General features: G+C 53.5%; 27 protein-coding genes and 4 pseudogenes. 30 read left to right on the top strand and 1 reads right to left on the bottom strand.

Annotation, left to right across the window (positions count from 1 at the left end):
• The 8 genes and pseudogenes from WHJ28_RS16520 to rsmI form a co-directional block, all read left to right on the top strand.
• Window positions 1–73, top strand: a pseudogene (locus tag WHJ28_RS16520) (transposon-encoded TnpW family protein); the annotation flags it as partial.
• Window positions 74–114: 41 nt separating this feature from the next.
• Window positions 115–930, top strand: a pseudogene (locus tag WHJ28_RS09935) (VirD4-like conjugal transfer protein, CD1115 family); the annotation flags it as partial.
• A gap of 214 nt (window positions 931–1144) precedes the next feature.
• Window positions 1145–1297 (top strand): annotated as a pseudogene (locus WHJ28_RS09930) (Maff2 family mobile element protein); the annotation flags it as partial.
• A 73-nt stretch (window positions 1298–1370) separates the two neighbouring features.
• Window positions 1371–1664 carry a helix-turn-helix domain-containing protein gene (locus tag WHJ28_RS09925; RefSeq protein WP_425461123.1) on the top strand — a complete coding sequence of 98 codons (294 nt, stop codon included), beginning with the start codon at window positions 1371–1373 and terminating at the stop codon, window positions 1662–1664.
• 31 nt (window positions 1665–1695) lie between these two features.
• On the top strand, window positions 1696–2220 hold the full coding sequence (locus tag WHJ28_RS09920) for a hypothetical protein (RefSeq protein ID WP_108817224.1): 525 nt from the start codon (window positions 1696–1698) through the stop codon (window positions 2218–2220).
• 109 nt (window positions 2221–2329) lie between these two features.
• Window positions 2330–2449 (top strand): annotated as a pseudogene (locus tag WHJ28_RS09915) (tRNA guanosine(34) transglycosylase Tgt); the annotation flags it as partial.
• Window positions 2449–3261: a class I SAM-dependent methyltransferase gene (locus WHJ28_RS09910; protein WP_131765963.1), complete on the top strand. Its 813-nt coding sequence runs from the start codon at window positions 2449–2451 to the stop codon at window positions 3259–3261. The pseudogene WHJ28_RS09915 and the gene WHJ28_RS09910, both read left to right, overlap by 1 nt.
• A 14-nt stretch (window positions 3262–3275) precedes the next feature.
• Window positions 3276–3668: a 16S rRNA (cytidine(1402)-2'-O)-methyltransferase gene (gene rsmI / locus WHJ28_RS09905; protein WP_103900326.1), complete on the top strand. Its 393-nt coding sequence runs from the start codon at window positions 3276–3278 to the stop codon at window positions 3666–3668.
• A 33-nt stretch (window positions 3669–3701) separates the two neighbouring features.
• Here the strand turns inward: rsmI and WHJ28_RS09900 are convergent, their stop codons facing one another.
• Complete coding sequence (locus WHJ28_RS09900) at window positions 3702–4523, bottom strand: helix-turn-helix domain-containing protein (protein WP_108817225.1); 822 nt, start codon at window positions 4521–4523, stop codon at window positions 3702–3704.
• A 532-nt stretch (window positions 4524–5055) separates the two neighbouring features.
• Between WHJ28_RS09900 and WHJ28_RS09895 the strand changes: the two genes are divergently transcribed.
• The 22 genes from WHJ28_RS09895 to WHJ28_RS09790 all read left to right on the top strand — a co-directional run bounded on the left by WHJ28_RS09895 (window position 5056) and on the right by WHJ28_RS09790 (window position 25529).
• On the top strand, window positions 5056–5241 hold the full coding sequence (locus WHJ28_RS09895) for a hypothetical protein (RefSeq protein ID WP_044930770.1): 186 nt from the start codon (window positions 5056–5058) through the stop codon (window positions 5239–5241).
• Window positions 5242–5583: a replication initiator protein A gene (locus WHJ28_RS09890; RefSeq protein ID WP_108817227.1), complete on the top strand. Its 342-nt coding sequence runs from the start codon at window positions 5242–5244 to the stop codon at window positions 5581–5583.
• Window positions 5576–5875: a DUF3847 domain-containing protein gene (locus tag WHJ28_RS09885; protein ID WP_180334952.1), complete on the top strand. Its 300-nt coding sequence runs from the start codon at window positions 5576–5578 to the stop codon at window positions 5873–5875. The genes WHJ28_RS09890 and WHJ28_RS09885 overlap by 8 nt, the downstream gene beginning before the upstream one ends.
• A gap of 313 nt (window positions 5876–6188) precedes the next feature.
• Window positions 6189–6392 (top strand): helix-turn-helix transcriptional regulator, encoded by a 204-nt coding sequence (locus WHJ28_RS09880; protein ID WP_103900359.1) that lies wholly within the window; start codon window positions 6189–6191, stop codon window positions 6390–6392.
• Entirely contained in the window at window positions 6389–6820 is a 432-nt protein-coding gene (locus WHJ28_RS09875; protein ID WP_103900358.1) for a DUF6442 family protein, read from the top strand. The genes WHJ28_RS09880 and WHJ28_RS09875 overlap by 4 nt, the downstream gene beginning before the upstream one ends.
• Before the next feature lie 131 nt (window positions 6821–6951).
• Window positions 6952–8541 carry a MobQ family relaxase gene (gene mobQ / locus WHJ28_RS09870; RefSeq protein ID WP_108817229.1) on the top strand — a complete coding sequence of 530 codons (1590 nt, stop codon included), beginning with the start codon at window positions 6952–6954 and terminating at the stop codon, window positions 8539–8541.
• A gap of 63 nt (window positions 8542–8604) precedes the next feature.
• Complete coding sequence (locus tag WHJ28_RS09865; RefSeq protein ID WP_103900339.1) at window positions 8605–9240, top strand: CHC2 zinc finger domain-containing protein; 636 nt, start codon at window positions 8605–8607, stop codon at window positions 9238–9240.
• A 13-nt stretch (window positions 9241–9253) separates the two neighbouring features.
• Window positions 9254–10546 carry a virulence-associated E family protein gene (locus WHJ28_RS09860; RefSeq protein WP_103900340.1) on the top strand — a complete coding sequence of 431 codons (1293 nt, stop codon included), beginning with the start codon at window positions 9254–9256 and terminating at the stop codon, window positions 10544–10546.
• Window positions 10547–10787: 241 nt separating this feature from the next.
• A complete protein-coding gene (locus tag WHJ28_RS09855; protein WP_015544974.1) occupies window positions 10788–10985 on the top strand; it encodes a hypothetical protein in 198 nt (65 codons plus the stop codon).
• A 6-nt stretch (window positions 10986–10991) separates the two neighbouring features.
• Window positions 10992–12656: a recombinase family protein gene (locus tag WHJ28_RS09850; protein WP_108817230.1), complete on the top strand. Its 1665-nt coding sequence runs from the start codon at window positions 10992–10994 to the stop codon at window positions 12654–12656.
• Between the two features lie 104 nt (window positions 12657–12760).
• Entirely contained in the window at window positions 12761–12832 is a 72-nt protein-coding gene (locus WHJ28_RS09845; protein ID WP_081958056.1) for a hypothetical protein, read from the top strand.
• Between the two features lie 83 nt (window positions 12833–12915).
• Complete coding sequence (locus WHJ28_RS09840; RefSeq protein WP_340041975.1) at window positions 12916–13785, top strand: VirB6/TrbL-like conjugal transfer protein, CD1112 family; 870 nt, start codon at window positions 12916–12918, stop codon at window positions 13783–13785.
• A gap of 20 nt (window positions 13786–13805) precedes the next feature.
• The gene (locus WHJ28_RS09835) at window positions 13806–14228 is read left to right on the top strand and encodes a PrgI family protein (protein WP_044943088.1); all 423 of its coding nucleotides are present in this window, start codon (window positions 13806–13808) and stop codon (window positions 14226–14228) included.
• Between the two features lie 10 nt (window positions 14229–14238).
• Complete coding sequence (locus tag WHJ28_RS09830; protein ID WP_044943131.1) at window positions 14239–16620, top strand: VirB4-like conjugal transfer ATPase, CD1110 family; 2382 nt, start codon at window positions 14239–14241, stop codon at window positions 16618–16620.
• A 2-nt stretch (window positions 16621–16622) separates the two neighbouring features.
• On the top strand, window positions 16623–16991 hold the full coding sequence (locus WHJ28_RS09825; protein WP_084171730.1) for a DUF3851 family protein: 369 nt from the start codon (window positions 16623–16625) through the stop codon (window positions 16989–16991).
• A complete protein-coding gene (locus tag WHJ28_RS09820) occupies window positions 16984–18717 on the top strand; it encodes a CD1108 family mobile element protein (RefSeq protein WP_027642630.1) in 1734 nt (577 codons plus the stop codon). Before WHJ28_RS09825 ends, WHJ28_RS09820 begins: the two co-directional genes overlap by 8 nt.
• 30 nt (window positions 18718–18747) lie before the next feature.
• Window positions 18748–19005 (top strand): DUF4315 family protein, encoded by a 258-nt coding sequence (locus WHJ28_RS09815; RefSeq protein WP_027642631.1) that lies wholly within the window; start codon window positions 18748–18750, stop codon window positions 19003–19005.
• Window positions 18995–19768: a DUF4366 domain-containing protein gene (locus WHJ28_RS09810; protein ID WP_027642632.1), complete on the top strand. Its 774-nt coding sequence runs from the start codon at window positions 18995–18997 to the stop codon at window positions 19766–19768. The genes WHJ28_RS09815 and WHJ28_RS09810 overlap by 11 nt, the downstream gene beginning before the upstream one ends.
• On the top strand, window positions 19765–19983 hold the full coding sequence (locus WHJ28_RS16590) for a hypothetical protein (RefSeq protein WP_044943096.1): 219 nt from the start codon (window positions 19765–19767) through the stop codon (window positions 19981–19983). Before WHJ28_RS09810 ends, WHJ28_RS16590 begins: the two co-directional genes overlap by 4 nt.
• Window positions 19964–22057, top strand: coding sequence for a type IA DNA topoisomerase (locus WHJ28_RS09800; protein WP_340041974.1), 2094 nt, complete (start codon window positions 19964–19966; stop codon window positions 22055–22057). Before WHJ28_RS16590 ends, WHJ28_RS09800 begins: the two co-directional genes overlap by 20 nt.
• Window positions 22054–22335, top strand: coding sequence for a hypothetical protein (locus tag WHJ28_RS09795; protein ID WP_002588923.1), 282 nt, complete (start codon window positions 22054–22056; stop codon window positions 22333–22335). The genes WHJ28_RS09800 and WHJ28_RS09795 overlap by 4 nt, the downstream gene beginning before the upstream one ends.
• Before the next feature lie 2 nt (window positions 22336–22337).
• On the top strand, window positions 22338–25529 hold the full coding sequence (locus WHJ28_RS09790) for a YodL domain-containing protein (protein WP_340041973.1): 3192 nt from the start codon (window positions 22338–22340) through the stop codon (window positions 25527–25529).
• The last annotated feature ends 1 nt before the right edge of the window (window position 25530 follow it).

The raw sequence follows: 25530 nt of genomic DNA, 5'->3' as shown, positions 1-25530 counted from the left end.
CAGCGAGACCGCCAAGGAGACGATGGAGGACAAAATCAAGCGTATGCTCCGTGAAGAAGTCCGCAAAATGTGACTTCTTTTTGAATTTGATGAAAAAGTCCTTGACTTTTCGTCTCTGGTAAGACCGCCAAGAGTATCTTGATTTCCTGCGGTGCGCGCCTTGCTGTGTTCGACATTGCGGAGCTGCGGGAGGTCACGGCCTACGACGAGCTGGAGCTGGATACCCTGGGAGACCGGAAAACCGCCTTGTTCCTCATTATGAGCGACACGGACGATAGCTTTAACTTCCTGATCTCCATGTGCTACACCCAGCTGTTCAATCTGCTCTGCGAAAAAGCGGACGATGTGTACGGCGGGCGGCTGCCGGTCCATGTGCGGTGCCTCATTGACGAGGCCGCCAATATTGGACAGATCCCCCGGCTGGAAAAGCTGGTTGCCACCATCCGAAGCCGTGAGATTTCCGCCTGCCTGGTGCTGCAAGCACAGTCCCAGCTCAAAGCTATCTACAAGGACAACGCCGATACCATCATCGGCAACATGGATACCTCCATCTTCCTGGGCGGCAAAGAGCCGACAACCCTCAAGGAGCTGGCCGCCGTGCTGGGCAAGGAGACCATCGACACCTACAACACCGGCGAGAGCCGGGGCCGCGAGACATCCCATTCTCTTAACTACCAAAAGCTCGGCAAAGAGCTTATGAGCCAGGATGAACTGGCCGTCATGGACGGCGGCAAGTGTATCCTCCAGCTGCGTGGTGTGCGGCCTTTCCTCTCGGACAAGTACGACATCACCAAGCATCCCAATTACCCATACACCGCCGACGCGGACCCCAAGAATGCCTTTGACATCGAGACGTTCCTGTCCACCCGGCTCAAACTCAAGCCCAACGAGGTCTACGATGTTTACGAAGTAGATGCAGAGGGCGCTTAAATCTGTTCCGCTGTGAAAGGAGTGATCTTATCTACCCGCCTCAACCGCCCTTTTTGGGCCATCGGCGTACAAAGCGGACAATCACCAAAAAATAATAAAAAAGGAGGACAGCCGGAATCAGCCCCCGGAAACCGGGCGGCAGATTGTTCCGGCTTTTGTATGCCTATGAATGACTAAATCAAACTTTTCAAATGATTCCGGCTAACTATAATTTATGGCATTTTTCAATCAGGCGATCACCGTTCTTCAGACCCTCGTTATCGCTCTGGGCGCTGGTCTCGGCATCTGGGGTGTCATCAACCTGCTGGAAGGTTACGGCAACGACAACCCTGGTGCGAAGTCCCAGGGCATGAAGCAGCTTATGGCTAATTAGATGTAACAAAAGCTAAGAAAGGAAAAGCACAATCCAGACGGAACCGGCGGTGTGGTCAAGAAATATTGTGGAAACGCAAGATTTCTGCTATAATGGGTGCAGAACACTTAACGATGGAAAGAGGGACGGGAAGCCTATGAACATCAGCTATCAGCCATTATGGAACACTTTGAAAGAGCGTGGCATGAGAAAAGAGGACTTGCGGCTTGCCGCCGGTCTGACAACCAACATGATTGCCAACATGGGCAAGGGAAAACACATCAGCATGGAAACCCTACTGAGAATTTGTAATGCTCTGAATTGTGATATTTCAGATGTGATTGAATTGGAGCAGGATGAAAGTACCGCTGAAAAAGGGTGACAAATACAAAGTTGAAGGAGCGTGTGATTACATGAAAAAGATTTTTCTGAAAATAATGCTTGGGGTTGTTCTCGTTTGCGCTTTGTTTGTTGGATTTCTTTATGCCAACAATGATATTGGTGTGACTTCAACCAATTTAGAAGCGGATATTCGCTCGTCGCAAAAGATTAAGGATGATTGGACAGTTGATGGAAGTGTTTCCGACACGATGGCTGCATATATTTCTTATCCCCAGGATATGAGTGACCACACTTTTTCCGTCTATGTTAATCGTCCAGGGCTCTCCTTTGGATATTTCTTTCGTGGTGGCGGGAGCCTTTCAGGAGTTGAAAGGGGAATTGTAGAGTTCACAGTAGAGGAATATAAAGAACGAGCATTTATTTCTATGAATCAACAGCAGGTAACACAACTACAAATAGATGATGGCAACTCCATTCAGGGGATTTCTATTGATAGCAATAAACCTTTTGCGATTGTCTTGCCTATAAATGCTGGTACCATTACTTTTTATGATGTGAACGGAAATACTGTGGAATACTGGAACAATCCTCTTTAATAAATTTCCGTTTATCGGAGATTAAAACGAAGTCATAAATTACGAGTTATTCTTTCTGTTCATCCCATGTGGTATGGCAAGTATGAGATAAAATTTGAATATGTCAACGAATTATTCAAGAGCTTATTTGAGGCATCTTTTCAAAATCAATGATCCATTAGCTTATAGGTTAGCAACAATACATAATTTGAGATTTTATACAAACTTAATGGAGAAATTAAGAAAATCGTGAAAGAAGGAACGCCTATGTCTATAGAAAATATTGTACAAACAGTGATGACATCAAAAAAATATTCAAATATAATCCCTGAAACGATCAATAGAATTTGTAATGAAGAAAGTATAAAGTACAAAAAAGACAAAGATATATTAAGGTCGTCAAAAAAAAGATTGCATATCATTTCTGAATCATTTTTATCGATAGCTAATGCAAATAAAATTGCCAGTATTAAAAAATGCATTGATAATGATGGACATATTTCAACAGAAATGATAGAGCAGTTGTTATTATTACATATATCTACAAAAGAAAGGAGTAGTTTTTATAAAGAATTCTATAATGATATTTTCCGAGTGGTGGGAAATGTTAATTCTATATTGGATATAGCTTGTGGGCTAAATCCAGTAGCGTATGTTCTGTCCGACAACTTTGATAGCAGAGTAAGATATGAAGCGACAGATATAAATTTAGATAATATTGAATTGGTGAATAAAATATTATCGTTGTATGATTTGCAAGCCAAAATCTATGGAGGCGATATTTTATGTGATATTCCCAATGGAGAATGGGATGTTGTTTTTTTATTTAAAATCGTTCCATTATTAGAGCAACAAAAAAAAGGATATTTCCGTTCTATAATAGAACAAATAAATTCTAAATTTTTTATTATTACATTTCCTACAAAATCGATATCCGGAAAGAATGTTGGAATGAAGGACTATTATGAAAACATGATGACAAAATATATTGAAAATAGTCAGATGGAGATTATATTTAGAAAGGCATATTTTAATGAAATTATGTTTGTTATAAAAAAATAATTGTGGAGATTATAATGGGAAAAATATATGTAGTGGCAACACCGATAGGAAATTTGAGTGATATTACTTTACGAGCTATTGAAACACTTAAGGCAGTAGACATCATAGCATCAGAAGATACAAGAAGAACATTAATTTTGTTGAATAAATACAATATTAGCACTAAATTGGTTGCATATCATAAATTTAATGAAAAAGAACAAGCAACTAAATTGATTGAATTAATTTTGCAAAAAGATATTAGTATAGCGTTGGTATCTGATGCTGGAACTCCATGTATATCTGATCCGGGAAGTATTTTAATTAGTGAAGCACTAAAAAATTCAATTGAAGTGATTCCTGTTCCGGGTGTTTCGTCTGTTATAGCAGCTTTAAGTGTTTCTGGTTTTATCTTTAACAAAAAATAGCCGTTGTAGGAGCCAATCCCACAACGGCTGTTTTTATTTCCACGGCCTGCGCCGGAAGTTGATCCCGGAATTTTTAATCAGCGGCGATCTTTTGAACAGCCTTTTCAGGGTTGTTCTTTCCTCGTCTGTGAGCCGCTTGTATTTTAGCTGGAACGCCTTGCAGAAGATTTCCAGAAATTCCTGCACCCTGTCGCCGGTGGATTGCATGGCCTTTCGGACTTCCTTTATCAGTTCATCGGCGGGCGTGGTATCCGGCGCACTCTCCATGTCGTTCTCATGGACTTTGCGTATATCGTGAAGGATAGCGTCCCATGTTTTGTGTGTCACATGACAGAAAAAATCTTCTTCCTCTATCTGACCGGCTTCCAGAATTTTCAGGGAACGGTCTGCGGCAGCTTCGGGATGCTCTTCCAGTATCATTGCCCGGACAGCGGCCAGCGCACTGTTGATGTCATGGAACCGCATGGTAGCCATTCCATCCACATAGATTTCTGCGTCAGCCATCAGCTCCGCAAATTTTTCGTGGGACATCATCTCGCACAGCAGCCGGGTATTGATCCGTCCACTTTTCAGAAGCGCCACGGCTTCATCGGTCAAGTGCAGTTCAGACAGCGGGGTGTTGATCTGCTCCCGGTTTTCTGTCCGGCAGAACAGATAGTCAATGGACACCTCATAAAAGTCTGCCAATGCGATAAGGTTGCCGTGATTGATTTCCTTATTTCGGTTTTCTTCATTTTCATAGCTGGCTAAAGCAGATTTTGAAATGCCGGTCTTTTCCGCCAGTTCTTCCAGCTTCAAGCCCTTTTCCACCCGTAAATCTTTCAAGCGTTCCTGCAAGGAAACATGGTCTTTCATTGGTTTGCCACTCCCTTCCCATGTGGTTTTCGAGCATATATAACCATTATACCATACCGTTCCGAAATCGTGGAAATTTTCGATTTTAGGGCGGTATTCCTACTTTCTGGACATACGGGAAAGGGTTCAAAAATGAGCTATGATTAAGTCAGTTCATCGATGGATTATTCCAATCGAATGACCGGCCTGATGGGATATGCTCCCCGGCGATGTAGCGCAACGACCTGCGGCAAGGAGTTGGAGGAACCTTGACCGCAGCGAGCGTACCAACGGGAACGAAACGCTGCTGTGAGATTCAGGGGCAGGAACGACATCAGGGAAACCCGGCAGAACTGACACCAAAACGCTACCCAAACATGACAAATCGGCGGGGCGTAGTCTGCCCTGTCCGTGATACTATGGGGCTTTTCCAAGCGGCTCTATGGCCGTATTTTCCTTGAAAATCGCCCCGAAACATGACACCAAAAACCGCTATCCGCCCATCTCTACCGTTACGGCTGAAATGGACGGATTTTCTATGATAGGAGGCACCATGCCGAGAATGAGCAAGAAACGGAAGTTGGAGCTGTCCTTCTTCCTCAATGACCGGGGGCGTGTGGCCTACAACGACCTGTGCCGGAAGTGTCAGCATGAGTGCAAACAGAGCTTCCGGGCTGTCGTGATCGACTGCCCCCATTACCTGTCCAAACGAGCCAAGCGAAAGGAGAAAACCGACTAAATGGAATTTGAATTTATGACCGCAGACACCGTTCTGCCGCCCTGTATGCCACTTCCTACCGCCATGCTACGGCTGCCGGTCAGCAGCACCGCAAAAGTCATGTATGCCCGCCTGCTGGACGCTACCCTTACGGGAGGTGCGGAGGATACCAACGGGATACTGTTTGTCCGTTTCCCCATTGTGGAGCTGGCAGCGGCCTTGTCCCGCAGCTCCGTGACCGTCAAGCGTTCCTTGAAAGAATTGGAGGACGCCGGACTGATCCTTCGGGTGCGCCGGGGCGTGGGAGAACCGAACCGCATTTACACGCTGCTCCCCAAGAAGGAGGGCTGCCGTGATGAATGAAAAGCTGGAAAAACTCAATCAGCAAATTGCCCAAGGCGAAGCCAAACTGCGGCGGGCGCAGCACGAAGAAAAGATACTGGCACATCAGATAAAACAGCTTACCCGGAAGGAACGGACGCACCGGCTCTGCACCAGAGGGGCTATGCTGGAAAGTTTCCTGATAAGGCCGGAAGTGCTGACGGACGATGATGTGATGGACATTCTCAAACAGGCATTTTCCCAAACTGGCATGAAGGAAGTTGTTGCGGAAAGCGTGAAATGTCGGGTAACCGGGGAACCCCTTACGGAGTAAGGGCGCAACTATACACCGGTCGAGCCGGTGCGTTGCGCCCTGCCGGGGGCTTCCTGCGGAAAGCGGATGATTTCCAGCACACTTGCGACTGCTTCCAATCATCACAGGGGACGCTGCGCTTCCCCTGCGCTGGCTGCGCCAGCTACCCCTTTGTGGACTTGCCGCCCGGAAACACCTTGCGCTGCAAGCTGTTCCCGTCCAGCAAGTTCTATAATTTTATGACGAGCAAGATGGAAAGTTTGCTTGACATTTCGGATGGATGTGATATACTAAAAACACGGAAAGCAAACTTTCCATTAGAAAGGAGGTTCGCATGAAAAATCGACTGGAAGAACTCCGCAAACAGCGAGGAATCAAGCAAGAAGAATTGGCAAGCGCCTTGGAAGTATCACGCCAAACAATCGGCTCTTTAGAAAACGGGCGCTACAATCCGTCTATTCAGTTGGCGTTCAAAATTGCCCGATACTTTCATATGACGATTGAGGAAATTTTTATTTATGAGGAGGATGGACAATGAAATCTAAAATTACAAATCATGCAACTATCATTATAGGATTGCTTCTGCTGGCAGTGAGCTTGTACCTAATTAAAACAAGCAATGATCCGCAGGGAATAATGAGAACATTACCCTATGTCTGTATTGGCATTGGGTGTGGCTTGTTTGGACATGGTATGGGAAATGTGATTTCTGAACGGGCCATTAATAGTTACCCCGAATTAAAAAGGCAACTGGATATTGAAAAAAATGACGAGCGTAATGTGGCGATTGCAAACCGGGCTAAGGGAAAAGCGTTTGATATGATGACCTTTGTTTTTGGGGCTTTAATGTTATCATTTGCCCTTATGGGGATAGATATGGTTGCTGTACTTCTGCTTGTTTTTGCATATCTTCTCGTTCATGGCTTTGCTCTCTACTATCGCTTCAAGTTTGATAAAGAAATGTAACTAAATAGTAGCCGCCCACCGGTGGCCCCACCAAGCAGGAAATCCGAAACGGTTTCCTGCTTTTCTTTTGCCCAAAATGAGGTGGCAAACCACCACCCCATCCAATCAACCACAGGAAGGAGGAAACCGTTATGCCCTGTCCCCACCATGATATAAAAATCGTTCAGCGCAGCAACCGCCAGTCAGCCGTAGCCGCCGCAGCTTACCAGAGCGGCGAACGGCTGTTTTCCGAGTACGACCAGAAGCAGAAATACTATGCCGAGAAACGAGGGATCGTCCACACAGAAATCATGCTGCCGCCCCACGCCCCGCCGGAGTACGCAGACCGCAACACCTTGTGGAACGCTGCCGAAGCCGTAGAAAAACAATGGAACTCCCAGCTTGCCCGGAGAATCGTGCTTGCCATACCGAGGGAAATCCCCCCGGAGCAGCACGCCGACCTGATCCGGGACTATTGCCGGGAGTTTTTCGTTTCCAAAGGCATGATTGCCGATTTTGCCATTCACGACAAGGGGGACGGGAATCCCCACGCTCACATCCTGCTGACCATGCGGGCAATGGACGAAAACGGGAAATGGCTTCCCAAGAGCCGGAAAGTGTATGACCTTGACGAGAACGGCGAGCGTATCCGGCTCCCGTCCGGCAACTGGAAAAGCCATAAGGAGGACACCGTGGACTGGAACGACCAGAAGTACGGCGAGATCTGGCGGCAGGGCTGGGCGGCTGTCGCTAACCGCTATCTGGAAGCCAATGATCGCCCGGAGCGCCTTGACCTTCGTTCCTATGAGCGGCAGGGGCTTGATAAAATCCCCACTGTCCACATGGGGCCAGCGGTCAGCCAGATGGAGAAACGAGGGATACAGACCAACATTGGCAATCTGAACCGGGACATTACCGCCGCCAACCGGCTCATGCAGTCCATCCGTCAGATGGTGCGCCACCTGAAAGGCTGGATTGCAGACCTGAAGGAGAAAAAGGCCGCCCTGCTGGAAGCCTTGCAGGAAGCGAAGGAACCCACCCTGCCGGAGCTGCTGGGCAAATATCTGGATTTGCGCCGGGAGGAGCGCACCGGCTGGACGAGCAAAGGCCAGCTCAAAGGCACTGTAAATGACTTCAACAAGGTTATGGACGCCATCCGCTATCTGCGGGACAAGGAACTGTCCACCGTGGAGAGTTTGGACGCCTATCTGGATACCGTCAGCGGGCAGGTCGTTTCCATCCGGGCAGAGATGAAGCCGAAGGAAAAACGCATGAAGGAGATCGACACCCTGCTTTCCCATATCGCCAACTTTGAAGCCCACAAGCCGGTTCATGCGGAATATGCCGCCATCCGGTTTAAGAAACCAAAGGAACAGTTTGCCGCCGCCCATCGGGACGAACTGGACGCCTACAATGCCGCTGTCCGCTATTTCAAGGTGCATTTGGAGGGAACCAAGTACAGCACCAAAAAGCTGAATGAGGAACGAACGCAGCTTGCCGGAGAAGTGGCCGAGTATAAGGAGCGCCTATCAGCGGTGCAGGAGGATGTGAAGATTCTCCGGGATGTACGCCACTGGCTCAATCAGGTGCTTCCGTCCGAGCAGTACCGCCAGACTGCCGAGCCGGGCAAGAAACCGTCCATCCAGCAGGCAGTCAAAGGCCGGGCACAGCGTATCCAGGAGGAACAGGCCGAGAAACGCCAGCAGCCCCGCACAGAGAAAAAACAGGATATGGAACTTTAACAGGCGCTTACCATTTTCTTTTCGAGAATGACAGGCGCTTTTCTTATTTTCAGGAGGATTTAGTTGAATGTATTTGAAGCTGTCAAGCAGTCTGTTACCACCCGGCAGGCTGCCGAGCATTTCGGAATCCGGGTGGGACGAAACGGGATGTGCGTCTGTCCCTTCCATGCCGACAAAAACCCAAGCATGAAGGTTGACCGGCGCTTTCACTGTTTCGGCTGTCAGGCAGACGGGGATGTGATCGACTTTGTTTCCCGTCTGGAAGCTGTCAGCCCCAAGGAAGCCGCCCTTATGCTGGCACAGGAGTTTTCCATCCCCTATGAGGACAAGGAGCCGCCCAGCCACAGGAAACCACCGCAGGAAACCCCGGAACAGCGGTTTCGCCGCATGGAGCGTTACTGCTTCCGGGTGCTGTGTGATTACCGAAACCTGCTGCGCCGCTGGAAACGGGACTATGCCCCCAACACACCAGACGAGGATTTCCACCCTTTGTTTGTGGAATCCCTGCAAAAGCAGGACTATGTGGACTATCTGCTGGATGTGCTGCTCTCCCCGGATATGGAGGAACGGGCAGCCTTTATCATCGACTGTGGAAAGGAAGTGAGCAATCTTGAAAGACGAATGGCAGAGCTTACCGCCGGAGATACGGCAAGCCGCAGAACAGACCATGCAAGAAGCACCGCCGTTCCGGAGCGTTGAGGAAGTCAAAGCCATGCTGGAAAGCACCGAGAAAGGCGGCGTCCGCAACAGTATCCGCAACTGCCTGACCGTCTTTCAGAATGACCCGCTGCTTTCCGGGGCAATCGCAAAAAATCTGCTGACCGAGCGAACCGACATCATCAAGCCCATCGGCTACCACCGTACCGGCACCGCCATCACAGACACGGATATGAACTATCTGCTCCTGTATCTGGAAGAAACATACGGGTTGACCAGCGAAAAGAAGATTGCCGCCGCCATCGGGATCGTTGCCAATGAAAATGGCTATCACCCCATCCGGGACTACCTGAACGGCCTGACCTGGGATGGAACCGAGCGTATCCGTACCTGCCTGCACCACTTTTTAGGAGCCGACAGCGACCAGTACACCTATGAAGCCCTGCGGCTGTTTCTGCTGGGAGCCATCCACCGGGCGTTTCATCCCGGCTGCAAGTTTGAGGTCATGCTCTGTCTGGTGGGCGGTCAGGGAGCCGGAAAATCCACCTTTTTCCGGCTGCTGGCCGTGAAAGACGAGTGGTTTTCCGATGACCTTCGCAAGCTGGACGATGACAATGTGTACCGCAAGCTGCAAGGCCACTGGATTATCGAGATGTCGGAGATGATTGCCACCGCAAATGCCAAGAGCATTGAGGAAATCAAGTCTTTTTTGAGCCGACAGAAGGAGGTCTATAAAATCCCATACGAAACCCACCCGGAGGACAGGCTGCGGCAATGCGTGTTCGGAGGAACTTCCAACGCCCTGGACTTCCTGCCCCTTGACCGTTCCGGCAACCGGCGCTTTCTGCCGGTCATGGTGTACCCGGAACAGGCGGAAGTTCATATTTTGGACGATGAAGCCGCTTCCAGAGCCTACATGGAGCAGCTATGGGCGGAAGCCATGACCATTTACCGCAGCGGGGATTTTAAGCTGTCTTTCAGCCCCGAAATGGTGTGCTATCTCAAAGAACACCAGCGGGATTTCATGCCGGAGGACACCAAGGCCGGGATGATCCAAGCCTACCTTGACCGCTACACCGGCAGCATGGTGTGTTCCAAGCAGCTTTTCCGGGAAGCCCTGAACCACCCCTTTGACGAGCCGAAACAATGGGAAATCCGGGAGGTCAACGATATTATGAACCATTGTGTCACAGGCTGGCACTACTTTTCCAATCCCCGGATGTTCCCGGAATACGGCAGGCAGAAGGGCTGGGAGCGTGAAGCCCCGGCAACGGATACCAGCAACGGAGCCGAAAAAATCCCGGAGGGATTTGTGGAGGTCACAGAGCAGATGGAGCTTCCTTTCTGAAAATCCCACCCCGTTGCCGACTTTGTTGCACTCCCGTTGCCAGGCTGGTTGCCGGGGAAAGCCCCGTAACTGCGGGCTTTTTCCCCTATCAGCAACCAAAGCAACAGAAAAATAAAAGAAAATATAAATTGTAACCAAACCGCCAGACAGAGATGGTTTTGAGGTTTTTTGAAGCCCGTTGCCGGACTTCGTTGCCGACCTTCTCCTTGTCTGGCTATTCTATTATGGAGGATAACTGCCTATGGCAAAAACGAAAACAGAGATTCATGTTACCACAGTTTTTGACGGCGAGCTGGACGCAGCGGATGTCTTTGTGAGCCTGATTGCCCAAAAATATGGGCAGAATACCGGCAAGGATAATCTTGCGAAAACACAAGATTTAGGATATAATAAAGACGAGGTTCAGAAGAACCGTGTTCCGTCTGGATTGTGCGGGTAAACGGTTATGATGAACGGATATGAATACACAGGCATGGACGCAATTCTGGCGGGCAGCTTCCGGGCGGCCATCTATTGCAGGCTTTCCAAAGACGATGACCTTGACGGGGAGAGCGCCAGTATTGCCAACCAGCGGGATATGCTGGAAAGCTACTGCGAAAAGCAGGGATGGGAGGTTGTGGCAGTCTATCAGGACGATGGCTACACGGGGCTGAACATGGAGCGCCCCGACCTGAAACGGATGTTAAAGGCCATCGAGCGAAGGCAAATAAATCTTGTGATAACGAAAGATTTATCGAGATTGGGCCGAAACTACTTGCAGACCGGCACACTGATCGAGGACTTCTTCCCCCGTCACGGCGTCCGCTATATCGCCATGAATGACGGTATCGACACCATGCGGGACAACAACGACATTGCGCCGTTTAAGAACATCCTGAACGAGATGTACAGCAAGGATATTTCCAAGAAGGTACATTCCTCGTATCTTCTGAAAGCCCAGCAAGGCCAGTTTACCGGCTGTGTGGCTCCCTTTGGGTATCGGAAAGACCCGGAGGACAAAAACCACCTGCTGGTGGACGAGGAAACCGCCCCCATTGTCCGGCAAATCTTCCTTTGGGCGCTGGAAGGACACGGCCCCAACTTTATCCGGCGCAGGCTGGAAGAACAGAAGGTGCCTTGCCCTACATGGTGGAACCGGGAACGGGGCTTCCGCAATGTCCGCACCAAATGGGAAAAGAAAGACCCGGAAAACGGGCGGTATATGTGGGACTTCTCCGTGATAAAAGACATCTTGATGAATCCCGTTTATACCGGGGCGATAGCTTCCCAAAAGAAGGACTACCGCTTCAAAATCGGCACCATTGGCGAGAAGAAGCCGCAGGACTGGATCGTGGTGGAGGAACGGCACGAACCGTTGATTGACAGCAAAAGTTTTGCCATCGTGCAGGACAAGCTGAAATCCCGCCAGCGCCCCCGGCAGGACGGGGAAACCAGCCTGTTTGCCGGGCTTATCAAGTGCGGCGAGTGCGGCAAGTCGCTGACCATCCGCACCACCCACGCCAAGCACCCGCAGCAGATTTATGCCTGTAAGACCTATGGGGCGTTCGGCAAGAACCACTGTTCCCAGCACCGGGTAGAGTACGACACCCTTTACCACCTTGTCCTGAACAAAATCCGGGAGTGCGCCAAGGCTGCCCTGACCGATGGGGAAGCCATTGCCGGGAAGCTGACCAACACCTGCGAAGCCGAACAGAAAGGCCAGCGGGAAGCGTTGGAGCGTTCCCTGACAAAAGACGAGGAACGGATTGAGGTTCTGGAAAAGATGGTGCTGCGGCTCTATGAGGACATGGTTGCCGGGCGGATCAGCGAAGCCAACTTCAATCTCATGCTGGACAAGACGCAGAAGGAACAGGCTGAACTGAAAGAACGGGTTGCACAGGGGCGCAAGAAGCTGGCTGATGAAATGCGGCTGGCGATGGACGCCAAACAATGGGTGGACGCCATTCAGGAATATGCCGACATCACGGAGCTGGACGCAGCCACCCTAAACCGCCTGATTAAAGAAATCGTTGTCCATGAACACATCGACAGCGATAAGACACGACACATTTCTATCGAAATTCACTTCAATCTCAAACCCATCCCGGAGGTGGAACAGGTCAAGGGCTGACCTGTCTACGCTGGGGCGGTTCTAAAACAATTCCATATATTTTTTGACACGCCGCCGCCCGCCATCGAGCAAGGTTTTACTCCTAATTAGGGATAAAACAGCTCATGGCTGGCGCTGGTGTTGCCGTGGTCGGCATGGTCCTCGTACCCCTGCTCTCCAGCCTGTTCACCGTCTGATCGCTCCCGTCGTTAAGCTGTCATAAGAAATCCTTGCCGCCCCTGCCCCCAAGCGGGGGCGGCTGAAAGGAGGTTGACACCGTATGGATTTCTTACTCGATGCCCTTACTGACTGGCTCAAGGAAATGTTGGTAGGCGGCATTATGAGCAACTTATCGGGGATGTTCGATAGCGTGAACCAGCAGGTCGCAGACATTGCGACACAGGTGGGCCAGACCCCGCAGGGCTGGAACGGGAGTATTTTCAGCATGATCCAGAACCTCTCCAACTCCATCATGGTGCCGATTGCTGGCGTGATCCTGGCTATCGTGATGACGCTGGAGCTGATTCAGATGATTACCGACAAGAACAACCTGCATGATGTGGACACCTGGATGATCTTCAAGTGGGTGTTCAAATCTGCCGCTGCCATCCTCATCGTCTCAAACACCTGGAACATCGTGATGGGCGTGTTTGACGCAGCTCAAAGTGTGGTGGCGCAGGCGGCGGGCATCATCGGTTCCGACGCTTCCATCGACATCTCCTCTGTCATGACCGATATGGAGTCCCGGCTGATGGATATGGACCTGGGGCCGCTGTTCGGCCTGTGGTTCCAGTCGCTCTTTATCGGCATTACCATGTGGGCGCTTTACATTTGTATCTTTATCGTGATCTATGGCCGTATGATTGAGATTTACCTTGTGACTTCGGTGGCCCCCATCCCTATGGCCACCATGATGGGCAAGGAATGGGGCGGCATGGGCCAGAATTACCTGCGTTCGTTGGTCGCCCTGGGCTTCCAGGCATTTCTCATCATCGTCTGTGTGGCAATCTATGCCGTGCTGGTACAAAACATTGCCACCGAATCGGATGTCATCATGGCCATCTGGAGCTGTGTGGGTTATACGGTCCTGTTGTGCTTTACGCTCTTTAAGACCGGCAGCCTCGCAAAATCCGTTTTCAATGCACATTAACCAGGAAGGAGGTAATCCCATTGGCTTATGTACCCGTACCCAAGGATCTTACGAAAGTCAAAACCAAGGTCGCGTTCAACTTAACCAAGAGGCAGCTTGTCTGCTTCGGCGGCGGTGCGCTCATCGGCGTACCGCTTTTCTTCCTGCTCCGGGGGCCTGCGGGAAACAGCGTGGCGGCCATGTGTATGATGCTTGTCATGCTGCCCTTCTTCATGCTGGCGATGTATGAAAAGCACGGCCAGCCTCTGGAAAAGATCGTGGGCAACATCATCAAGGTGGCCGTGATCCGTCCCAAGGAGCGCCCGTATAAGACCAACAATTTCTATGCCGCTTTGGAGCGGCAGGAAAAACTCGACAAGGAGGTGTATGACATTGTTCACGGCAATCAAAAGCTGGCTGCACCGGCTGTTCGGAAAAAACGAAAAGACCGCGCAGCCGGTTAATCAGAAAAAGATGAAAAGGCTGTCCCGTGCCGACAGAAAGCAGATCGAGGCCGCCATCGCCCGTGCCAACCGCACGGACCGAAAAGAGAAGTCGGCTCAGGACAGCATCCCCTATGAACGGATGTGGCCGGATGGTATCTGCCGCGTGGCAGACGGCCACTACACAAAGACCATCCAGTTCCAGGACATCAACTATCAGCTCTCGCAGAACGAGGACAAGACAGCAATCTTCGAGGGTTGGTGTGACTTCCTCAACTACTTCGACAGCTCCATTCAGTTTCAGATGTCCTTTTTGAACCTCGCAGCCTCCGAGGAAACCTTTGCCCACGCCATCAACATTCCTCTCCAGGGGGATGATTTTGACAGTATCCGGGTGGAGTACATGACCATGCTGCAAAACCAGCTGGCAAAAGGTAACAATGGCCTTATCAAGACCAAGTATCTCACCTTCGGTATCGACGCGGACAGCCTCAAGGCCGCCAAGCCTCGCCTGGAGCGCATTGAGACCGACATCCTGAACAACTTCAAGCGCCTGGGTGTGGCCGCTGAGACCCTGGACGGCAAGGCGCGGCTGGCACAGCTCCACGGTATCTTCCACATGGATGAACAGGTGCCGTTTCGCTTTGAATGGGATTGGCTGGCTCCGTCCGGTCTGTCCACCAAGGACTTCATCGCACCGTCCGGCTTCGAGTTCCGCACCGGCAAGCAGTTCCGTATGGGCAAGAAATACGGGGCTGTTTCTTTTTTGCAGATTCTCGCGCCGGAGCTGAATGACCGAATGCTGGCGGATTTTCTGGACATGGAATCCAGCCTGATCGTCAGCCTGCATATCCAGTCCGTGGACCAGATCAAGGCCATCAAAACGGTCAAGCGGAAAATCACCGACCTGGACCGCAGCAAGATTGAGGAACAGAAAAAGGCTGTCCGGGCCGGGTATGACATGGACATCATTCCCTCCGACCTTGCCACCTACGGTGCCGAGGCCAAGAAGCTCTTGCAGGACTTGCAGAGCCGGAACGAGCGAATGTTCCTTGTCACCTTTCTGGTGCTGAACACGGCGGACAATCCCCGGCAGCTGGACAACAATGTATTCCAGGCCAGCTCTATCGCACAGAAGTACAACTGCCAGCTGACAAGGCTTGACTTCCAGCAGGAAGAAGGGCTAATGTCCGCACTGCCCCTGGGCCTCAATCAGATCGAGATTCAGCGAGGGCTGACCACCAGTTCCACGGCTATCTTTGTTCCGTTCACTACCCAGGAGCTGTTCCAGAACGGCAAAGAGGCGCTGTACTACGGGATCAACGCCCTGTCCAACAACCTCATCATGGTGGACCGCAAGCTGCTGAAAAATCCCAACGGACTGATTCTTGGTACGCCGGGTTCCGGCAAGTCCTTCAGCGCCAAGCGCGAGATCGCCAACTGTTTCCTGCTCACCAATGATGACATCATCATCTGTGACCCGGAGGCCGAGTACGCGCCCTTGGTGGAGCGCCTGCATGGGCAGGTCATTAAGATTTCGCCCACCTCCACCAACTACATCAACCCGATGGACCTGAACCTGGACTATTCGGACGATGAAAGTCCGTTGTCCCTCAAGTCTGACTTCATCCTGTCTTTGTGTGAGCTGATCGTGGGCGGCAAGGAGGGCTTGCAGCCGGTACAGAAAACCATCATTGACCGCTGTGTGCGGCTGGTCTATCAGACCTATCTCAATGACCCCCGCCCGGAGAATATGCCCATCTTGGAGGACCTTTACAACCTACTGCGGACGCAGGAGGAAAAAGAGGCACAGTACATTGCCACGGCGCTGGAAATCTATGTAACCGGCTCCCTCAATGTGTTCAACCACCAGAGTAATGTGGACATCAACAACCGCATTGTCTGCTATGACATCAAGGAGCTGGGCAAGCAGCTGAAAAAGATCGGTATGCTGGTGGTCCAGGACCAGGTGTGGAACCGCGTCACCATCAACCGTGCCGCCCACAAGTCCACCCGTTACTACATCGACGAGATGCATCTGCTGCTGAAAGAAGAACAGACCGCCGCCTACACGGTGGAGATTTGGAAGCGATTCAGAAAGTGGGGCGGCATCCCCACCGGCATCACGCAGAATGTCAAGGACCTGCTTTCTTCCCGCGAGGTGGAGAACATCTTTGAGAACTCCGACTTCGTGTATATGCTCAACCAGGCGGGTGGAGACCGGCAGATTCTCGCCAAGCAGCTGGGCATTTCCCCGCACCAGCTCAGCTATGTGACCCACTCCAGCGAGGGCGAGGGCCTGCTGTTCTATGGCTCCACGATCTTGCCTTTCGTGGATCACTTCCCGAAGAATACCGAGCTGTACCGCATTATGACCACCAAACCCCAGGAACTGAAAAAGGAGGATGAATGACCATGAAACCCAATACTGAACTGAACACCATGATGTTTTTTGACGATGCCCTGGAGAGTGAGCGCACCTGTCTGCTCACCGAGCTGGCCGATGCCGTCAGCGAGACCCGCACGGCGGCGGATCAGGCGGCGGAGCTGAACGAGGATGGCGAGGCGGGTCTGCTGCGCCTGACGGAAATCTGGTGCGCCATGAACGGTGTTCCCGCCATCGTCATCTTCGAGGGCAGCCAGTCTGAGCTGCTGGCCAATGTGGTGGCGCAGATCTACGCCCATCTGCTTCAGCACCCCTTCCATGACCCTGTGGGGCTGGCCGTCTGTGTGGAGCTGCGCTACATGACGGACGCCCTCATGCTGGGTGAATGGTTTGAATAAGGAACCGCGCCTGCGCTTTACAGACGAGGAACGCTCTGACCCGGCGCTGGAGAAGCCCATTCGTAAGGCGGACAAGGCCGCCGCCAAAGCGGATAAGGCGCAGGCTAAAATTCCCAAAAAGCAGGTCCGGCAAAAGACGGTAGACCCGGAGACCGGTAAAGTGACCACCAAGCTGGTGCTGGAGGACAAGAAGAAGCCGCCCTCCAAGCTGTCCCATGCGGTGCGGGATACCCCCGCCAATGCCGCCCTGGGGAAAGTTCACAAGGAAATCCGGGAGACCGAACAGGACAATGTGGGCGTGGAGAGCGCCCACAAGTCCGAGGAGGCTGCTGAGACCGGCGCACGGTTGGTTCGGGAGGGCTACCGCAGCCACAAGTTGAAGCCCTACCGCAAGGCAGCCCAGGCCGAGCAGAAGCTGGAGAAGGCCAATGTGAACGCCCTGTATCAGAAGTCCCTGCGGGAAAATCCTCAGTTTGCCAGCAACCCCATTTCCCGCTGGCAGCAGAAACAGGCCATCAAAAAGGAATACGCTGCCGCCAAGCGCGCCGGTCAAACTGCCGGGAATACCGCAAGCGCAGCCCAAAAGACCGGCAAGGCCGCCAAGACGGTCAAGGAAAAGGCACAGGAGGCCGGGGCATTCGTCATGCGCCACAAAAAGGGCTTTCTGATTGCTGGCGCGATCTTCCTGCTGGTCTGTATGCTGCTCAACACCATGTCCTCTTGCTCCATGATGGCGCAGAGCATCGGTTCTGTGGTGTCCGGCACCACCTATCCGTCGGATGACCCGGAGCTGGTGGCGGTGGAGGCGGACTACGCTGCCAAGGAAGCGGCGCTGCAAGTCGAGATCGACAACATCGAAAGCAGCCATCCGGGGTATGACGAGTACCGCTACGACCTCGACATGATCGGGCATGACCCCCATGAGCTGGCGGCCTACCTGTCCGCTGTCTTGCAGGGCTACACCCGGCAGAGCGCCCAGGCAGAGCTGGAGCGTGTATTTGATGCCCAGTATCAGCTGACGCTCACCGAGGAAGTTGAAGTACGCTATCGGACGGAAACCCGGACTGACAGCGAGGGCAATAGCTACACCGTTCAGGTTCCTTACAACTACTACATTCTGAATGTGAAGCTCACCAGCAAGCCCATTTCGTCTGTTGCCTCGGAGCTGTTGACCCCGGAACAGCTGGAGATGTACCAGGTGTACCGGCAGACGCTGGGCAACAAGCCGCTGATTTTCGGCGGTGGTTCCTCCGACACCAGCGATTCCGAGAGTTTAGCTGGTGTTGAGTTCGTCAACGGCACCCGCCCCGGCAATCAGGCCGTGGTGGATATAGCCAAAAGCCAGGTGGGCAATGTGGGCGGTCAGCCCTACTGGAGCTGGTACGGCTTTAACAGTCGCGTGGAGTGGTGCGCCTGCTTTGTATCCTGGTGCTACGGCCAGATGGGGCTGTCCGAGCCGCGCTTTGCCGCCTGCCAGTCCCAGGGCATCCCGTGGTTCCAGTCTCACGGACAATGGGGCGGGCGTGATTACGCCAATATTGCCCCCGGCGACGCCATCTTCTTCGATTGGGACCTGGATGGCAGCGCCGACCATGTGGGCCTTGTGGTCGGCACGGACGGCAGCCGGGTCTACACCGTGGAGGGCAATTCCGGCGACGCCTGCAAGATCAAGAGTTATTCCCTGACCTACGAGTGCATCAAGGGTTACGGCCTGATGAACTGGTAAGGCCGATTTATGAGAAAAGGAGTGATTGAAATGGCTAAGAACAAAATCCAGCGCATTGACCAGGAGATTGCCAAGGTCCGCGAGAAGATCGCGGAGTACCAGGATAAGCTGAAAGCCCTGGAGGCGCAGAAAACCGAGGCGGAGAACCTGGAGATCGTCCAGATGGTGCGCGCTCTGCGGCTGACCCCGGAGCAGCTGAACGCCATGCTCTCCGGCGGTACGGTCCCTGGCATGGCCGCTGCCTCCGCCAACTACAACGAACAGGAGGACACCGACCATGAAGAATAAGAGAATTTTCAAAACCCTTTCGGCTCTCTGCGCCGCCCTGGTGCTGATGATGGGCCTTTCCGTGACCGCCTTTGCCCAAGGGACGGACCAGCCCCCGGCGGAGGACGCCACAAACGACGCCAATGTGGTGGTGGAGGAAACCGAGGACAGTCCGGCTCTGACCCCGGATGGCAACGCCGCCCTGGTGGATGATTTCGGCGGCAACAAGCAGCTCATCACCGTCACCACCAAGGCGGGCAACTATTTCTACATCCTCATTGACCGGGCCAACGAGGACAAGGAAACCGCTGTCCACTTCTTGAACCAGGTGGACGAGGCGGACCTGATGGCGCTGATGGAGGACGGTCAGACCACCCAGGAGCAGCCCGCCACCTGTACCTGTACGGAGAAATGTGTAGCCGGTGCGGTCAATACCGCCTGCCCGGTGTGTGCCACCAATATGAGCAGCTGCACGGGCAAGGAGCCGGAACCGGAGACCCCGGAAGAAACCCCGGAGCTGGAAGAACCGGCGCAGAAACCCGCAGGACTGAATCCGGCCATTCTTTTGGCGGTGCTGGCTCTGATGGGTGGCGGCGGTGCTTTTGCCTACTTTAAGCTGGTGAAAAACAAACCCAAGACCAAGGGAAACGACAATTTGGACGATTATGACTACGGCGAGGATGATACCGACCAGGAGGACGAGGACTCCTGGGAGACCGAGGAATCTGACGAGCTGGACGCTGACGGGGGCGGCGACGAGGAAAGCGAGGACAAGACGGTTTGACCCGCTTCACCGACAGCCCCTATGAACGCATGATGACACGCAGGCCGGAGGGCGGGAAGGAAACTTCCCGTCCTCCTTCTTTATCTCCCGGCCACCCCTGTTATGGCTGCGGAAATTACCGTGACGGTCAGCCCTGCGTGGGATTCTGCCACCGGCAGCTGACCGCATGGCTGCGGGAAAGGAGGAAGAAAAACAATGAAGCTGGTGATCGCTGAGAAACCGTCCGTTGCCCAAAGTCTGGCCGCCGTGATCGGGGCCACCGCCCGCAAGGACGGCTATCTGGAGGGCAGCGGCTGGCGAGTGAGCTGGTGTGTGGGCCATCTGGCTGGTCTGGCCGACGCCGACGCTTATAACCCGGACTACGCCAAGTGGCGCTATGACGATCTGCCCATTCTGCCGGAACCCTGGCAGATGGTGGTGAGCAAGGACAAGAAGAAACAGTTTGATGTGCTGAAACAGCTGATGAACGCCCCGGATGTGACCGAGGTGGTGAACGCCTGCGATGCCGGACGCGAGGGGGAGCTGATCTTCCGCAGCGTCTACGAGCTGGCGGGCTGCCAGAAGCCCATGAAGCGGCTCTGGATTTCCTCGATGGAGGATTCCGCCATCCGGGAGGGCTTTGCGAACCTGCGCCCCGGCGCGGACTATGACGGCCTGTGGGATGCGGCACTCTGCCGCGCCAAGGCGGACTGGCTGGTGGGTATCAATGCCACCCGGCTGTTTTCCGTGCTGTACCACCGGACCCTCAACATCGGGCGCGTCATGTCCCCAACACTGGCCCTCATTGTCCAGCGGGAGGCCGAGATCGACACCTTTAAGCCGGTGCCGTTTTACACGGTGACGCTGGAGCTGCCCGGTTTCTCTGTTTCAGGGGAACGCATGGTGGACAAGGTCGCCGCCCAGCAGCTGAAAACGGCCTGCCAGGGTGCGGCTGCTACGGTGAAAAAGGTGGAGCGCAAGGACAAATCCGAGAAGCCGTCCGCCCTCTATGACCTGACCACCCTCCAGCGGGACGCCAACCGGCTGCTGGGGTTCACAGCCCAGCAGACCCTGGACTATTTGCAGAACCTCTATGAAAAGAAGCTCTGTACCTACCCCCGGACGGACAGCTGTTACCTGACTTCGGATATGGCAGCGAGTCTGCCGGAGCTGGTCCGGCTCACTGCTGGGGCGCTGCCCTTTGCCGCTGGTATGGAGCTTGCCTGCAATGCGGCCCAGGTCATCAACGACAAGAAAGTGACCGACCACCATGCGGTGATCCCTACCCGCAACCTCCAGGGCGCGGACCTGACCGGCCTGCCGGTGGGCGAAAAGGCGGTGCTGGAGCTGGTGGCTCTGCGGCTGCTGTGCGCCGTGGCCCAACCCTATACCTTTGCAGAAACCGCCGTTGTTGTAGAGTGCGCCGGTGCGGAGTTTACCGCCAAAGGCCGCACGGTGAAAGATCACGGCTGGCGGGCGCTGGACGCTGTATACCGCGCAGGGCTGAAAAATGTGGAGCCGGAAACCGAGGACAAGGCTCTGCCGGAGCTGTCTGAAGGTCAGACGCTGCCCCTTTCTGGTGCTGCCGTCAAGGAGGGCAAGACCACTCCGCCCAAGCACTTCACCGAAGATACGCTACTCTCCGCAATGGAGACTGCCGGGAAGGACGATATGCCGGAGGATGCCGAGCGCAAGGGCCTGGGGACCCCGGCCACCCGCGCCGGGATTCTGGAAAAGCTGGTTTCCACCGGCTTTTTGGAGCGTAAAATGAGCAAGAAAACCGTGCAGCTCCTGCCGTCCCATGACGCGGTATCCCTTATCACCGTGTTGCCGGAGCAGCTGCAATCGCCCCTTCTGACTGCTGAGTGGGAGTACCGGCTGGGTGAGATCGAGCGTGGCGAGCTGGCCCCGGAGGATTTCATGGCTGGGATTAGTGCCATGCTCAAAGAACTTGTGGGAACCTATCAAGCTATCAAGGGAACTGAGTATTTGTTCAGCCCTTCCCGCGAAGCGGTGGGCAAATGCCCCCGCTGTGGCGGAGAGGTTGCAGAAATGCAAAAAGGCTTCTTCTGTCAGACAGAATCTTGCAAATTTGCAATTTGGAAAAACAACAAGTGGTGGGAGATGAAGCACAAGCAACCTACCAAAGCCATCGTAACGGCACTGCTCAAAGATGGCCGCGCTCATGTGAGGGGCTTGTACTCCGAGAAAACCGGCAAGACCTACGATGCCACTGTGGTGTTGGCGGATGATGGGCAGTACGCCAACTTCAAGCTGGAGTTTGACCAGCAGAAAGGTGGCAAACGATGAAGCTCTCACGCTATGAACAGGAAACCATCATCCTCTACAACCAGGCCGAAGCCACCGCCGAGGTCTATACCCATGACCCCCGGCTGCTGGAGAAGCTGCGGCGACTGGCAGAGAAATACCCGGACCAGATTGTGAAAAAGGATCGCCAGACCTTTCTCGTTCCCAAACGCTGTGTGTCCGTCCGGGAACCGTACAGCGCCGAGCGCCGTAAGGCAGCCAGTGAACTGGCCAAGGCTGCCGGATACAGGCCGCCCACCCCCAAGAAAGGCAATGAGTAAGCATGGCTGAAAGTGTCTTTGAGGCTGTCAAGCAGTCCATCACCGTCCGAGAAGCAGCGCAGATGTACGGAATCGAGGTCAATCGGAGCGGCATGGCCTGTTGTCCCTTCCACGATGACAAAAATCCCAGCATGAAGCTGAACGAGGAATATTTTTACTGCTTTGGCTGCGGAGCCACCGGCGATGTGATCGACTTCACAGCGAGGCTCTACAATCTGTCCCCCAAAGAGGCCGCCGAGAAGCTGGCCCAGGATTTTGGCCTGGCTTATGACAGTCAGGCCCCTCCCCGGCGACGTTATGTCCGGCAGAAATCCGAGGCGCAGAAATTCAAGGAGGACCGAGACCATGCCTTTCGTGTCCTGGCCGACTACTTTCATTTGCTCCGCAAGTGGGAAACGGACTACACACCCAAAACACCGGAGGAAAATCCACATCCCCGATTCATGGAGGCAATCCAGAAAAAGGACTATGTGGGCTATCTGCTGGATTTTTTTCTGGAGAACAGCCCGGAGGAGCAAAAGCTGTGGATTGCCGAACATCAATCAGAAATAGCCAAATTGGAAAGGAGAGTGAAATTCATGGCTGATAAGCCCACCAATCGAGAACGGTTACAAGAGATCACAGCGGGCATTGAACAGGGTATCAAGGAACTGTTTGAGAGCGAGAAGTATATGCGCTATCTGTCCGTCATGTCCAAGTTCCACCGCTACTCCGTCAACAACACCATGCTCATCTATATGCAGCGCCCGGACGCCACCCTGGTGGCCGGGTTCAACAAATGGAAAAACCAGTTTGAACGCCATGTGAAAAAGGGCGAGCATGGCATCACCATCATCGCCCCCACGCCCTACAAAAAGAAAATCGAGGAAATGAAGCGCGACCCGGACACCCATGCCCCCATCCTGGACGCAGACGGCAAGGCGGTCATGGAGGAAAAGGAAATCGAAATCCCCATGTTCCGCCCGGTGAAGGTGTTTGATGTGAGCCAGACGGACGGCAAGCCCCTGCCGGAGCTGGCTTCCAGCCTGTCCGGGACGGTGCCGCACTATGAGGCTTTCATGGAAGCTCTGCGCCGCTCGGCCCCCGTTCCCATCGAGTTTGAGCCGATGGCCGAGAACATGGACGGCTATTTTTCCTCTGACCAGCAGCGGATCGCCATCCGGGAAGGCATGAGCGAGGTGCAGACCGTTTCTGCCGCTGTCCATGAAACCGCGCACAGCAAGCTCCACGACCCCAAAAAGCATGAAGCGGAATCGACCTGGAAGATCGTGATGGTGAGCGAGGGCGGCACCAAGCATGACTTCCGTCTGGACTTCGCCACCGAAGCAGAGGCGGAACAGGCCGCCGCCGAGGAAGGCTGGCACTTTGTGGACGAGAATCGGTTTGAGTGGCGGCTGGAGGTGGAGGAAGATCTGACGGCGGTGAAACAGGCCGCCAAGAACCGCAACACCGAGGAAGTGGAGGCCGAGAGCATTTCCTATGCGGTCTGTCAGTATTTCGGCATCCAGACCGGCGAAAACAGTTTTGGCTACATCGCTTCCTGGTCGAAGGACAAGGAACTGAAGGAGCTGCGGGCCAGTCTGGAGACTATCAACAAGACTTCCAGCGAGCTGATTAACGACATCGAGCGCAATTACAAGGAAATCTGCAAGGAGCGCGGCATTGACCTGACTGCCGCCCCGGAGCGGGACCCTATCGAGCAGCTGGCGGCAGACATCGACCAGTTCACTTTTGATTATGACCCTTATGAGTATCGGAACAATGCAGATAGCCGTGAGGACGCACTGCACGAACTGACTGCCACACTCCGAAGCGGAGATGCCAGCGGTGTACGCGAATGGCTCCAGAATATCGTGAACGAGGACGAACCAGATGAAACCACCCAAAAAGCTGCCGAGCTTATGGGACGCCTGGATCAGCTGGTGCCGATGACTGAACCGGAACAGCTGACCGAGCCGGAAAATACCGAAAGTGTCCAGCCCAGCGCCGAGTACCGGGAGGCCCTGTTGGTACTGGATGATACCAGCTACCTTCATGTTCAGCCCTGTGACACCGGCTGGGACTACACGCTCTACGATGTGGCAACCATGAAGCAGATGGACGGCGGCCAGTTGGACGGGCCGGATATGGGCCGTTCCACAGCGGTAAGCCATATCTGCGAGGACCTGGGGATGGGCGGCAAGTCCATCAAGTATGCGCCGCTGTCCATGATCGAGACTTTGCAGGAGGCCGCCTACCAGCAGACCGCAGAAGCAGCCGCCACCCAGCTGCCGGATGTCCAGGAGCAGGCGTTGGACGAGTATCCCATGCCGGACCCGGTGCTGACCCAGGATGATCTGGAGAAGTGTGGCTACTTGGACAGCGATTTGCTGCCCCTCTCCAAAGAGAGAGCCTATGAGCTGATGGATCGTGACCTGACTGTTTACATTATCCAAGAGGGCGAAAACCCGGAAATGGCCTTTGATACCGCTGACCTGGACGCCCATGACGGTATCTTTGCTGTGTCCCGCGAGGAATGGGAGGAAAGCCCGGAGTTTCACGAAAAAGTTTTGGAACGACAGGATCGGCAGTTGGAACGAGAACAGGCATTTCTTTCCCATGAGGGAAACTGTTTTGCTATTTATCAGGTGAGCCAGGACGATCCGCAGAATGTGCGTTTTATGAATCTGGATTGGCTGCAATCCCACAATCTGTCCGTAGAGCGGAGCAACTATGACCTTATCTACACCGCCCCTCTGGACGGTTCTGGCAGTACCATGGAGCAGCTGGAAAGGCTGTATGAGCAGTTCAATCTGCAAAAACCGGTGGATTTTCACAGCCCGTCTATGAGTGTCAGTGACATCGTTGCCATCAAGCAGAATGGTCAGGTATCCTGTCATTACTGCGACAGTGTTGGTTTCACCCAGGTGCCGGGTTTCTTGCCGGAAAATTCGCTGAGAAATGCGGAAATGGCGGTGGAAGATGATTACGGCATGATCGACGGGATCATCAACAACGGCCCCAAGGAGCCGGCAGTGGCCCAGTTGGAACAGCAGGCCCGCAGCGGCCAGCCGATCTCTCTCATGGATTTGGCTGCCGCTGCCCACCGGGAGGACCGGGAAAAGAAAAAGTCCGTCATGGAGCAGCTGAAAAACCAGCCCAAGGCGGAACACAAAAAGACAGCGCCCAAAAAGAGCGCGGAAAGGGAGATTTGAT

The sequence above is a fragment of the Flavonifractor porci genome, assembly GCF_037572415.1.
Lineage (GTDB): Bacteria > Bacillota > Clostridia > Oscillospirales > Oscillospiraceae > Flavonifractor > Flavonifractor porci.
The sequence above is the reverse complement of the archived record's forward strand: the minus strand, read 5'-3'. Positions and strand labels throughout refer to the sequence as shown.